This is a genomic window from Syntrophomonas sp., from assembly GCF_028707975.1.
In the GTDB taxonomy this organism is placed as follows: domain Bacteria; phylum Bacillota; class Syntrophomonadia; order Syntrophomonadales; family Syntrophomonadaceae; genus Syntrophomonas.
This window is the reverse complement of sequence record NZ_JAQVZX010000024.1, coordinates 1-12821: the sequence shown is the minus strand read 5'-3', so window position 1 is coordinate 12821 and position 12821 is coordinate 1. Positions and strand designations below refer to the sequence as shown.

The 12821-nt window shown below is 46.5% G+C and carries 9 protein-coding genes and 1 other annotated feature; of the genes, 2 read left to right on the top strand and 7 right to left on the bottom strand.

Annotated elements, in window-relative coordinates; genetic code table 11:
* Positions 1-93: 93 nt before the first annotated feature.
* Positions 94-1185 (bottom strand): deoxyguanosinetriphosphate triphosphohydrolase, encoded by a 1092-nt coding sequence (locus PHP87_RS05150; protein WP_299919207.1) that lies wholly within the window; start codon positions 1183-1185, stop codon positions 94-96.
* A 97-nt stretch (positions 1186-1282) separates the two neighbouring features.
* Positions 1283-1891 (bottom strand): flavodoxin family protein, encoded by a 609-nt coding sequence (locus tag PHP87_RS05145; RefSeq protein ID WP_299919205.1) that lies wholly within the window; start codon positions 1889-1891, stop codon positions 1283-1285.
* A gap of 249 nt (positions 1892-2140) precedes the next feature.
* Here PHP87_RS05145 and PHP87_RS05140 point away from each other — a divergent pair, with 249 nt between their 5' ends.
* Positions 2141-3724: a DUF342 domain-containing protein gene (locus PHP87_RS05140; RefSeq protein ID WP_299919203.1), complete on the top strand. Its 1584-nt coding sequence runs from the start codon at positions 2141-2143 to the stop codon at positions 3722-3724.
* Positions 3725-3793: 69 nt separating this feature from the next.
* Here PHP87_RS05140 and ppdK read toward each other — a convergent pair whose 3' ends face one another.
* The 5 genes from ppdK to glyQ all read right to left on the bottom strand — a co-directional run bounded on the left by ppdK (position 3794) and on the right by glyQ (position 11108).
* Positions 3794-6436, bottom strand: coding sequence for a pyruvate, phosphate dikinase (gene ppdK / locus PHP87_RS05135; RefSeq protein WP_299919202.1), 2643 nt, complete (start codon positions 6434-6436; stop codon positions 3794-3796).
* On the bottom strand, positions 6429-7250 hold the full coding sequence (locus tag PHP87_RS05130; RefSeq protein WP_299919201.1) for a pyruvate, water dikinase regulatory protein: 822 nt from the start codon (positions 7248-7250) through the stop codon (positions 6429-6431). The genes ppdK and PHP87_RS05130 overlap by 8 nt, the downstream gene beginning before the upstream one ends.
* 3 nt (positions 7251-7253) lie before the next feature.
* Positions 7254-7901, bottom strand: a complete 648-nt coding sequence (locus PHP87_RS05125; protein WP_299919248.1) for a helix-turn-helix transcriptional regulator — start codon at positions 7899-7901, stop codon at positions 7254-7256.
* Positions 7902-8129: 228 nt separating this feature from the next.
* The gene (gene glyS / locus PHP87_RS05120; protein ID WP_299919200.1) at positions 8130-10196 is read right to left on the bottom strand and encodes a glycine--tRNA ligase subunit beta; all 2067 of its coding nucleotides are present in this window, start codon (positions 10194-10196) and stop codon (positions 8130-8132) included.
* Positions 10197-11108, bottom strand: a complete 912-nt coding sequence (gene glyQ / locus PHP87_RS05115) for a glycine--tRNA ligase subunit alpha (RefSeq protein ID WP_299919199.1) — start codon at positions 11106-11108, stop codon at positions 10197-10199.
* 51 nt (positions 11109-11159) lie between these two features.
* Positions 11160-11354 (bottom strand) — a binding site (T-box leader).
* Between the two features lie 487 nt (positions 11355-11841).
* Here glyQ and PHP87_RS05110 point away from each other — a divergent pair.
* A complete protein-coding gene (locus PHP87_RS05110) occupies positions 11842-12567 on the top strand; it encodes a peptidoglycan-binding protein (protein ID WP_299919197.1) in 726 nt (241 codons plus the stop codon).
* The last annotated feature ends 254 nt before the right edge of the window (positions 12568-12821 follow it).

The following is a 12821-nucleotide window of genomic DNA, read 5'->3' as shown; positions in this document are numbered from 1 at the left end:
TCTATTTTGAGATCTAAATTCCTGCTAATTATTCGAAATTTGTCATTTTTCTAACGGATTCAGAATTACCCCAAGTAATACCAGCAATCCGACTTACGGAGTTAGAAACCCTTCATCCCTCTGTTTGCTGTTAAAAAGCTTTCTGGCATCAGGTACCAGGGATTGCGGAATATAAATATCTTGAAAAAGGGAGATACAATACGCATCACTCATTCCGGAAATATAATCGACCACCGCCTTTTCCAGTCCTTCCCTATCAGCTATCTCCCGGTAAAGAGGGGTCATTCTTTCTGGGTGCTTACAATAGTATTTAAATAGGAGCTCAATAATGAAGATGGCTCTGCTTCGCTCAGCCTGGCATACCGGGCCCCGGTAAATCTCTTTAAACATAAAATCGCGCAGCCCCATCAGGGCATGTTCTATCCGGATACTGGGTGCAACCTGGGGATGGTTGCCCTCCGCAATGAGCTGGCGGGAATACTCAATTGTATCGGTTACCAGGGTCGCAATCCTTTGGCTGTGGGTATAACCCAAGATATTAAGGTATTCGGCGGGAATGTCCTCAATCTGAAGAAGGCCCGCCCTTATGGAGTCATCAATGTCATGTTGTACATAGGCAATCTTATCGCTCAGGCGAATGGTCTGACCTTCCAGGGTATAGGAACGGCTTTCACTCTGGCCATAACCGCTATGGTGCAAAACTCCATCCAATACTTCATGGCTCAGATTCAAACCATTACGACCCTTATGCTGTTCCACCCTGGTCAGAACCCGAATGCTGTTTTCGTTGTGTCGAAATCCCCCGGCCAGCAATTGGTCAAGGGCCTGTTCTCCAGCATGAGCAAAAGGCGTATGCCCAAGATCATGGGCCAGAGCCATAGCTTCAATCAGATCCAGGTTGAGGTTTAAACCGGCTCCAATTGTTTTGGCAATCTGGTTCACTTCCAGCGTATGCGTTAACCTGCTTCTATAATGATCCCCCGGGGGGGCTATGAATACCTGGGTTTTATGTTTTAAACGACGAAAAGATTTGGAATGAACCACCCTGTCCCGGTCCAGCATGAAACAAGTACGAACCGGATCGGGTTCTTCTTCTATCTCCCGCCCTCTTGACCTGCTAGCCAGGCTGGCGGCGGGATCGAGCATAGCGTTTTCTCTGGCTTCTATTTCTTCCCGGATGCTCATGCGCCTCACCCCTTTGCTTTATCCGTAAAGAAAAAATCCTCGGGCTTGAGGCTCAAGGATTAAAAAATTCCGTCTCTTCAATAAAACCTTAAAAACATTATCGTATCCTCAAAGCCCTGGTAGCCATGGCTACTTCCCATATTCTTTTTCCCAGTATACGGCTGCGGTTTATAGCATTATCATCCTCACTGGCCGGACGTTGTCCAGCTCCTCCCATATGACCACAATCATCTTCATGGAAGCCATCTCCTACAACTATCATTCCCTGTACCAACATCATATCCTGAATAGCTCGCAGGGTAGTTTCTTGCCCTCCAAAACGCGAAGCTCCTACCGCAATTGCTCCCCCTACCACATTTAAAAGCTTCTTTTCCGCTCGCAAAGAGCGGCCTTTATCCCAGAAAGCTTTGAGTTGGGCCGAGACCGTTCCGAAATGAACTGGACTGCCCACTATCAAGCCCTCAGCCTGAGAAATCATAGTAAAGGCCCGGGCTATTTCTTTACCTTCCAGACATTTTCCTGCACAAGGCGAAGAGCAGGCTATGCAGAAGGGATTCTTCTGGTCTTTCAATACTTGCTGGCAATGAAGTATACGGGTACTTGCTCCCATCTTCTTGCATGTATCTAAAGCCTCTTTTAATAGAAAGGCGGTATTGCCATTTTTATGAGGGCTGCCGTTGACTCCAATAATCAGGGGACGTGACATTCTTTCACCTCCATTTAAGAATCTATATACTACAGTAGATATGCTTAATCCTTCATTTTATATCTAAAATTTATTCCTCCAGAGAGATTCACTTTGCTAGTAAAGGGAAGAAGGTCTTGCTTATTTCGCCCAAGTACTAAATTTTCCATATCGTTAGTCCTTTTATCCCACTTTTTCAAAAAGGTATTCTTTATCCTTCCTTTTAGAGGTATAATTTAGATTGGAATTATTTCATATAATGGTGATTTTATGAGCAGTCAAGCTTCTCCTGTTATACAAATAAATACGCGAAATGATGGCTGGATAATAAAACGCTTAAAGCCAGATGTAAAAAAGGACATTCTGGAAGAATATTTGGCAGAAATGGGCTTAAAGCTTCAATCGCAGATGATGGATAAAATACTGGCTGCTCCCGCCGGTACCGAATTTCATATTAAACGCGGTTCCGATATATTAACAGAAACCAGGATTTGGTCAGATAACTTGCCCTTTGAGATTACGGTTTCGCCAGATAAGATGAAGGTTCTTCTCACCTTAAATCCACGCTTGCCTATAAAACCACGCCGTCAAGATCTAATAGCAGCACTCAACCATATGGGAATAGATTACGGGATTGATGAGAGTAATATAGACTACGCTATAAATAATGCCGGGCAAACTATGGTGGTAGCGCAAGGGAAATATCCCGTTCCCGGTAAAAATGGATCAGTTCACTATCTTTATCATAAGCCAAGAATTAAGCCGGTGTTAGATGAAAGCGGTCAAGTAGACTACTATGAATTAGGCTTTATTATACCCATAGAAGCAGGTACTTTACTGGCCAAAAGAAATGCCGCCACCGAAGGTGAAGCGGGTATAAATATCTTCGGTGAATCCATTCCCGCCAAGCCCGGACGCAACTATAACTTTAATGTAGGTAAAGGCGTAATTACCACCGAAGATAAAGCTATTGCTGAATTTGATGGAGCCATTGCCTGGATAAACGATAGGATTGTCGTTACTAGAATGCTGGCAATTAAAGGCGATATTGATTTCTCTACCGGCAATATTTGCTTCCCGGGGAAAATCATAATCGAGGGAAGTGTAAAAGACGGCTTTGTGGTGGAAGCAGAAGATGATATTGAAGTCAGGGGGGGTATTGAAGCGGCGCGGGTTGTCTCCCAGCATGGATCGGTTTTCGTTCGAAAAGGTATTATAGGGGGGGGCAAAGCCCGGGTTAAGGCCGGGAAAAATGTCGAGGCCCGCTTTATTCAAGAAGCCATGATAGAAGCCGGGCAAAATATCATCATTAATGAATACACTATCCGCTCCAACTTAAAAGCCGGGGATGGAGTTCTTATACAGGGCCGCCGGGGAATAATTCTGGGAAAGAATATAATCACTGCTCGAACCAAGATAAAAGCCTCGAGGGTTTTAAACTGCCCGGCCCTGGACCTCCGGGTGGAAGGAATTGAGCGCAAGCAATTTTATGACCAAATAAAAGATTTGAATTCTCGTATTGACCAGCTAGATGCTCAGTTGAAAAAAACAGCCGAGCAAATCCGATATTTACGCGACAAGTCTTCCGAGCAGGACTCTTTGCAGCAACTGCAAGAATTATTGCCTCAATATATGGATATGAACGAAGAAATAGATTGCCTCTATGAGGAAAGAAGGTCCCTGGTCAATATGCTTAAAAGTACCCGCGGAGAAGGAATGATCGAAATAGGCGGCGGCCTGGAAACGGGCATGACTTTTGGCATAAAAGAGGACTTTGTTAAACTCAACCAGCAGGCAGAAAGCCTTCGTATGTACTATGATCCCGATAAAAAACGTATAGTTGTTCTGGAATAATAAAGGGGACGGGGTTGTTGACATATCGCGGCATGCCGCGATATGTCAACAACCCCGTCCCCTTGCCAACTATTTATTCAACAAGCTGGCCTGGGCGGCTGCCAGACGAGCCACCGGAATCCGGTAAGGCGAACAGCTCACATAATCCAGTCCTACTATATGGCAAAACTCGATGGAGCTGGGTTCGCCACCATGTTCACCACAGATGCCCATTAGTATATCTTTCTTTACGCTGCGGGCCTTTTCCACCGCCAGGCGCATTAGACTCCCTACACCCTTGCGGTCCAGTACCGCAAAAGGATTATCCTTTATTATCTTTTTCTCCAGATATATGGGAATGAATTTGCCTTCAGCATCATCACGGCTAAAGCCAAAAGTAGTCTGGGTTAGATCATTGGTGCCAAAAGAGAAGAACTCAGCTTCACGGGCTATTTCATCCGCCATAATGCAAGCCCGGGGAAGCTCCAGCATGGTTCCCACCACAAAGTCCAGTTCACAGTTCTTTGCCTTTTTCACCTGCTCGTAGACATCCATTATTTCTGCTTTTAATAGAGATAACTCGGCCATATCCATTACCAGGGGTATCTCCACTTCAGTAAAGCAGTCTATCCCCTCTTTTTGGAGCTGTACCATGGCCTCAAAAATAGCCCTGGCCTGCATGCGGTAAATCTCGGGATAGGTAAGCCCCAGTCTACATCCCCGGTGTCCCAGCATGGGGTTGGCCTCGGAAAGGCTATGTATTTTCTTTAGCAGTTCTTCCTTTTCCAGCAGTTCTTTACCTTTTATCTGTTGGTGTTTCATCTCTGCTATCTCCAACAAGAGGGTTTCCGGATGAGGAAGAAACTCATGCAACGGGGGGTCTAAAAGACGAATAGTAACCGGGTGGGGAGCCATAGCTTTTAATATTCCATAAAAATCATCTCGCTGGAAGGGTAAAAGTCGGCTCAGGGCCTCTTCTCTATCTTCCAGGTTCTCAGCCAGTATCATCTGTTGAACAATGGGGAGCCGTTCCGCTGCCATAAACATATGCTCAGTCCGGCAGAGGCCTATTCCTTCAGCTCCAAATTCGCGGGCTCGGGCTGCATCTTGAGGGGTATCGGCATTAGCCCTTATGGCCAATTTCTTTACTTGATTGGCCCATTGCAACAGTAGAGCAAATTCATCGGAAAGGGTAGGTTCTATCATGGGCACCTCACCCAGCATTACATTGCCGCTAGCCCCATCAATAGTAATTACATCCCCTTCTTTAACTACTATCCCATTAACCATAAATTGCCGGTTTCCATTATCAATCTTTATGGCTTCACAACCACAAACACAGGGTTTACCCATTCCCCGGGCTACTACCGCGGCATGAGAAGTCATGCCCCCGCGAGCGGTCAAAACTCCCTGAGCATATATGATTCCATGAATATCGTCTGGTGTGGTCTCGTTTCTTACCAGAACCACTCTTTCCCCTGCTCCCCCAATTTTCTCCGCCAGGTCCGCATCAAACAGAACTTTACCACAAGCGGCACCCGGTGAAGCGGGCAGCCCTTTAGCGATAGCATCCAATTTTACGCTCTGGTCTATCTGGCGGTGCAACAACTGGTTGATTTGCTCGGCATCAACTCTCAACAGGGCTTCTTCCACTGAAATTAAACCTTCATTCACCATTTCCACCGCTATCTTGACCGAAGCCCTGGCCGTGCGTTTTCCACTTCTGGTTTGCAGCATATATAGTTTACCTTTTTCCACGGTAAACTCAATATCCTGCATATCCCGGTAATGGTTCTCCAAATTCTGGCAGGTATCTAGAAACTGCTGGAAAACTTCAGGCAATTCTTCCTTTAAACGGTCAATGGGGGTAGGGGTTCTTATCCCCGCTACCACATCTTCACCCTGGGCATTAACCAGGAACTCACCATATAGTTCCCGCTCCCCGTTGGAGGGGTTACGGGTGAAAGCTACACCGGTTCCGCAATCCAATCCCATATTGCCAAAGGCCATACACTGGACATTTACCGCGGTTCCCAGTTCATCGTCAATTTTGTTTAAGCGCCGGTATACTATAGCCCTCTGGTTGTTCCAGGAATCAAAAACCGCCTGAATAGCCATGGTTAATTGCTCCCGTACATCTTGAGGAAAGGCAAATCCCTTTTCCTGCTCAACTATCTCCTTGTATTCTTTAATAATGCTTTGTAGTTCACTGGCAGATATTTCATAGTCAAAAATAAGCGCCAGTTTCCTTTTGTATCTTTCCATTACGTCATCAAACCTGGCATGTTCTACTCCCAGGACCACATTACTAAACATCTGGATAAAACGCCGGTAACAATCATAGGCGAAACGACTATCCCCGGTTAAGCTAGCCAGACCCTGAACTGACTCATCATTCAAACCCAGGTTGAGAATGGTGTCCATCATTCCAGGCATGGATACCGCCGCTCCTGATCTTACTGAAACCAGCAAGGGATCATTCTGCTCCCCAAAAGATTTACCACTCTGCGATTCTAATCTTTCCAGAGCTGCAAAGACCTGTTCCAGAACGCCATCAGGAAATTCTTGGCCTGAAGCCAGGTATTCATTACAGGCTTCAGTTGTTATGGTAAAGCCAGCAGGAACCGGCAGCCCAATCAAGGTCATTTCAGCCAGGTTAGCGCCTTTGCCGCCCAGTAACTGTCGCATATTGGAATTACCTTCTTCAAATAAATAGACATATTTCTTAGACATGGCTTAACCTCCTATAATAAATCTCCATAATCTTACTGGCCGTTTCCTCCACTGCGCGATTAGTTACATTTATAACCGGACATCCTAATCGCTTCATTATATCTTCGGCATATTCCATTTCCTCCAGAATGCGCTCCAGATTGGCATAACTGGCCTGGCCTTTAAGCCCCAGGGTCTTTAATCGTTCAGTGCGAATCTGATTCAACTGCTCCGGGTTAATTACCAATCCGATTACTTTTCCCTTTTCCACTTGAAATATCTCTTCCGGTGGCGCTACCTCTGGAACCAGAGGCACATTGGCCACCTTTATTCTTTTATGAGCCAGGTACATGGAAAGCGGGGTTTTGGAGGTGCGGGAAACCCCTACCAGAACAATATCCGCCTGCATTACACCTCGGGGATCTTTGCCGTCATCATAGCGCACCGCAAATTCTACCGCTTCCACCCTCCGGTAATACATTTCGTCAACTTTGCGCAACAAGCCCGGTTCCCGGCGGGGCTCGATATCACTAACACTCTTGAGGGCTTCTATTACCGGTCCCAGAACATCAACACAAATCACGCCTTTTTTCCGAGCCTCCATCTTCAGAAAATCGGCCAATTCGTTAATGACTAGGGTGTAAGCAATGATAAAATTGCTGGCTGCCGCTTGATTAATTATTTCCTCCAGGGTTTCGGTATCAGAGATATTGGGAACCTGTCTTATCTCCATACTGCCGGAATTAAACTGGCTGGCAGCCGCCCGAACCACCATCTCAGCCGTTTCCCCAATCGAATCCGATACAATAAAAACCCCAGGCAAGTGATTATTCAAGATTTAAACCCCCTTGGTTTTATTTGCCGCCAGATCCAGAAAAAGCCTGGCGATATTGGTTTTACTGATTTTCCCCACGACCTCTAGTTTCTCTTCTTCATCCTCTACCCGGCTCTTTACCACCGGTAGGCTATCCACTTCATGTTCGACTATTTTTCTAATGGCGGCTACCACGGTTTCGTCCAGAGCAGCGGTTACTATATTGGGCATTCGGGTCATGATTACACTAACTGGAACTTTATGGATATCTGCCTGACCAATGGTGGTCTTTAGAAAATCTTTACGCGATACTATACCCGAAAGGTACTTATTTTCGTCCACTACAAATATGCTGCCGGTATCTTCAATAAACAAGGTAACAATAGCATCATAAATACTGCAGGACTCTTTCATTATTACCGGCAGGGATTGAATGTCTTTGACCCGGTACTGATTTAATACCCGGCGCATAGCACTCTCTACCCCTTCACTCTTAAAGGTATAGCCCACTCGCGGTTTGGCTTCCAGATACCCGGACATGGTCAAAACAGCCAAATCAGGACGCAATGCCGCCCGGGTAACATTGAGCATTTCAGCAATATTCTCCCCGGTTATCGGTTCGTGTTTTTTTACTATCTCCAGAATTTTTTCCTGCCTATCATTAAGCTGGATAGGATTCACCACCCAATTATGCTATACTTTTTACTTGAATTTCTCTAATTATATATACTATATAGATTAAAAAAATCCTGTTATCTCCAAAAATTTTCTTTACGCATCGGAAGAAACCGCGGAGCAATTTCTTCACAGCGCTGCAACGAGGGGGGGATTAGAACCCGCCGCCTGTTTTGATAATAGGAACCCGGCCGCTTAAAGAAGCGGGGAATTTATTTTACCTCATTATACAATTTTGCTGAAATCTGCCATGGAGTTGAACAAATTGGCAATAGCTTTTAGGATTCCTAAGCGAGCAGCCTTGAGCTTCTCATCGTCTACCATCACCATTACGGCTGTAAAGAACTGGTCTATATCCGCTCTAAGAGCAGCGAGTAGTTCCAGAGCCCGGGTATAGTCCTGGGCTATCAGAGATGTTTTAATTTCCTGCTGGAGCCCAGGTAGTTTCTGGTACAAGTTCTTTTCGCTTTCATCCAGTAAAACATCCGGGTCAATTTCTTCACTTTCCCATTTCCGCGATAGATTATGGGCCCGGTTGTAAACTACCATAAAATCCGCAAACAGCGGTGATTTCTTAAATTCCTGCAACTCAAAGACCCGGTTGTAAGTTTCGAATAAATCAAAAGAAGGCTGGGACAGAGCAGCGTCGATCACATCATAAGAAATCCCGCTATCCAGCAATACGCCCCGCATCCTCTGGTATACAAAATCCAGGAGTTCTTTAACACTATCTTCCCTGCTCTTTTCCAGATCAATATCCTTATATCCCAGATACGCCTGCTCAAAAAGCAGCTTCAAGTCTATACTAAGCTTTTTGTCCAGAATGATGTTTACTGTACCCAGGGCCTGCCGGCGCAAGGCATAAGGATCTTGTGAACCGCTGGGCTTTATCCCGATGGCGAAACAACCCGCCAGGCTATCCGCTTTCTCCGCCAGGCTGAGAACTATGCCAGCTGCGCTGGCAGGCAGCTTATCACCGGCAAAACGGGGCAGGTAATGCTCAAAAATGGCCTCTGCCACCTCGGGTTCCTCCGCACTTCCGGCCGCGTAATAACGGCCCATAATACCCTGCAGCTCAGGAAACTCATAAACCATATTGCTCATAAGGTCAGCCTTGCAGAGCAAAGCAGAGCGCTGCAGTTTTTCCGGCTGGCCCAGTCCCGTTTCCCGTCCAATGAAGAGCGCCAGCTCTTGCAGACGCAAGCCCTTGTCGGCCAGGGTGCCCAAACGCTCATGAAAAAGAACATCTTTAAGTTTAGCGCTCATTTCCTCCAGGGATTTCCTGCTATCTTCATTCCAAAAAAAGAGCGCATCTTCCAGCCGGGCCTTTAAAACCCGTTCGTTTCCCGCTCTAACTATATCCAGGCAATAATCAGTTCCGTTCCTCACTCCAACAAAACCGGGCAAAAGCCGGCCTTCATTATTATAAACAGGAAAATAGCGCTGGTGTTCAATCATGGAGGTGGTTAAGACCTCAGGTGGCACAGCCAAATAGGAGGGAGAAAACTCACCATAAAAAGCCGTAGGGAATTCCACCAGAAATGCAACTTCCTCCAGCAACTCTTCATTCTCCATGGCTTTACCACCAGCTTCCGCAGCCACCTTTTGCACCTGCTGCCAGATCATCTTTTTTCTCTCGGCCTGATCCAATATGACATAATGCTTACGCAAGACTCGAAAATAATCATCAATACTGCTCACCGGCAGCGCTCCCGTAGAGAGGAAGCGGTGCCCGTAGGTATAACCGGCACTTTTTATATTTTCTATGTTGAATTCCAGGATTTTATCCCCCAAAATAGCTAAAAGCCAACGAATAGGGCGGGCAAAGCGGGTCTGATAATAGGACCAGGTCATGGATTTGGGGAAGGAGAGGGAATGAATCAGTTTTAAGAGCAAGCCCGGCAAGATTTGCTCCGCCGCCTGTCCTTTTTCTTTTTTGATCGCAAAAAGATACTCCACCCCACCTACTTCACGTATCTGCAATTCACGGAAATCAACTCCCTGGCCGCGGGCAAACCCCAGCCCTGCTTTGCTGGGATTCCCACCGGCATCGAAGGCAATGCTTTTTTTCGGTCCTCTATTTTCTACCAATGAATCTTCCTGCTCTTCGCTTATTTCCTTCACCCAGAAGCAAAGCCGGCGAGGTGTTCCCCATGTCAAGACTTCCCCACAGCTCAGACGAGCCTCAGCCAAATTATTCCGGGCTAAATCTTTCAAATCCTTTAATACTCGGGGCATATAAGCAGAAGGCATTTCCTCCACTCCGATTTCCAGCAGTAAATCTTGCGCCAATTAGAGCACCTCCTCTGCGATGATCAATTGCTTTCTAAGGTTTTCATCCTTTAACAAAGGGTAATTCAGCCTTTTCCTCTGCTCCAGGTATTCCCGGGCCACCATCCGGGCCAGATTACGCACCCGGCCTATATAAGCAGTGCGCTCGGTCACGCTGATAGCTCCCCGGGCATCGAGAAGGTTAAAAAGGTGAGAACACTTTAAAACATAGTCATATGCCGGTTGAACCAGTTGCCGCTCAGCCACTCTCACTGCCTCTTCTTCGCAGATATTAAACATGCTGGTCAAAGCCCCCACATCGGCAGCTTCAAAATTATAGTGGGAATAATCCACTTCCGCTTGATGGTGAACATCCGCATAGCTGATGCCATCCACCCATTCAATATCAAAAACGCTCTCTTTATTCTGAATATACATAGCTATACGTTCCAGGCCATAGGTTATCTCCGCTGAAACCGGTAAGCAGTCAAAGCCCCCGCACTGCTGAAAATATGTGAACTGGGTAATCTCCATACCATCCAGCCAAATCTCCCAACCCAGGCCCCAGGCTCCCAGAGTAGGCGATTCCCAGTTGTCTTCCACCAGCCGGATATCATGCTTTTCCGCTTCAATCCCCAGATCACGCAGGCTGGCCAGGTAGAGATCAATCACATTATCCGGGGAAGGTTTAAGAATCACCTGGTACTGGTAATAATGCTGCAGGCGGTTGGGGTTTTCTCCGTACCTCCCATCAGTGGGGCGGCGTGAGGGCTCAACATAAGCCACCTTCCAGGGCTCCGGCCCCAGAGCCCGCAGAAAGGTTGCCGGATTCATGGTCCCGGCTCCTTTTTCTACATCATAGGGCTGTTGAATTATGCAACCCTGCTGGCCCCAAAAATTGTGCAAGCGCAGAATCAGCTCTTGAAAATTCATGGGTTTACTCCTCCTTAAAAAATATATAGAAATAGAAAAACCCGTCCCCTGAACAGGGACGGGATAACCCGCGGTTCCACCCTGATTGGCTTAATGCCCACCTCAAGGAATCAGGCTTTACTAACCTTATAGGCGTTCCTCCTGACAGCTCCCAAGCGCCTTCGAAAAGCTCACCTGCCGGTTCCCAGCAATCCCGGCTCTCTTAAAAAGCTACCCTTTTCTACTTCTCTTTTTCATCGCCTTTTTATGAAATTCATTATAACGAGGTGAAATATATCCCCCGCAACCACAATAGTGAGCGAAGCGAACATCAGTGGTGCCCGCAGGGTGCTTCTTTAAGCGGCCCGGGTTCCCACTAAACAAAACCGGCGGCGGGTTCTAATCCCCCGCCTCGTTGCAGCGCTGTGTCGAAACTGCTTAAGTAGTTTCTTCCAACGCTTAAAGTTTACCCGAGCCCGAAGACCTTGTCAATTGGTCGTCAGACGTCGGGCCTCAGACGTCGGGAAGGGATTATTGTTATGGATTCACTATTCAATCGCCTATTAACTTACTTTTCATCGGTGGTTGTGTCCTCAGGGCATGAGGGGTTAATTCTATTTGACCCCATTTTATCCACTTAAACTTTACCCTACTCCCAAGAATATCCCCTGAACACGGTTTATCTGGCCTGTTTGTTAACCTTTTGCTTCCTTTTTACATAAGTTAAATTAGCATCAGAAAGGAGGCGAAATAATTGACAACCTATATCACTCTGGGAAGCCGGGTATTAAGACGAGGCGATGAAGGTACTGATGTCGAGCTTTTGCAAAACCTGCTCAAAATCTTACCCGATCCCATTGGGTCAGGTATAAAAGAAAAAGGGGTATTCGGTAAAGAAACAGAAAACGCGGTAAAAAAATTCCAGAAATATTTTAATCTGACCATAGATGGAATAGTCGGAGCCAACACCTTTCTTTTCCTGGGTGTACCTACCGGTTCCTTTCTCCCCCCCGGCGGCAATCTTTTTGGCGCTCGCATTTTGAAAAAAGGCAGCTTTGGCTATGATGTCTGGGTTCTGCAAAACCGCCTGGCCACCACCGCCAAAAAATTTGCCGAAACTCTGGGGCAGCCAGCAACTAAAAACTTTGACAATAAAACAGAAGCTGCGGTAAAGATGTTCCAACATGATGTACACCTGGAAGACGATGGCATAGTAGGCCCCAAAACAGTTTACCAACTATATAATTATGCTACCATGGGAGCACGCATCCTGCAAAAAAGCCGCTGGGACCGCAACCAGGGTTATGATGTATACTGGCTGCAAAGGAATTTGCAAGAGCTGGGCTACTATCAGGGAAAACTGGACGGTAAATTCGGTTCTCAAACCGAAGCTGCGGTTAAGAAATTGCAGGAAAGCGCAGGGATAAAAGTGGATGGCATTGTGGGCACCAATACTTTTTATCACCTGGCTACCTGTTGATAGAGCAAGTTCACCTGAGGTTCAGGAACTAAAACCAGGGATTTGTATTAAGGGGACGGCAGGCTTTCTCAAAAATGGACAGTATACTGCCCAAAGTGGGAATAGCCTGCCGTTTCTCTTGCCCGGACTCAGACAATACCTGCTCAAGATGGCGCCATGACTCGCCCCCGGGTTTGCATTTAAAACACCGCCTTGAACTTAGCTTAGCGTTTTTATTCACGAACATCTACTGTTCGCTGTCTAAAACAATACAT

Coding starts and splice junctions, on each gene's coding strand:
- PHP87_RS05150 (WP_299919207.1), bottom strand. CDS start 1,185: ATGAGCATCCGGGAAGAAATAGAAGCCAGAGAAAACGCTATGCTCGAT.
- PHP87_RS05145 (WP_299919205.1), bottom strand. CDS start 1,891: ATGTCACGTCCCCTGATTATTGGAGTCAACGGCAGCCCTCATAAAAAT.
- PHP87_RS05140 (WP_299919203.1), top strand. CDS start 2,141: ATGAGCAGTCAAGCTTCTCCTGTTATACAAATAAATACGCGAAATGAT.
- ppdK (WP_299919202.1), bottom strand. CDS start 6,436: ATGTCTAAGAAATATGTCTATTTATTTGAAGAAGGTAATTCCAATATG.
- glyQ (WP_299919199.1), bottom strand. CDS start 11,108: ATGAATTTTCAAGAGCTGATTCTGCGCTTGCACAATTTTTGGGGCCAG.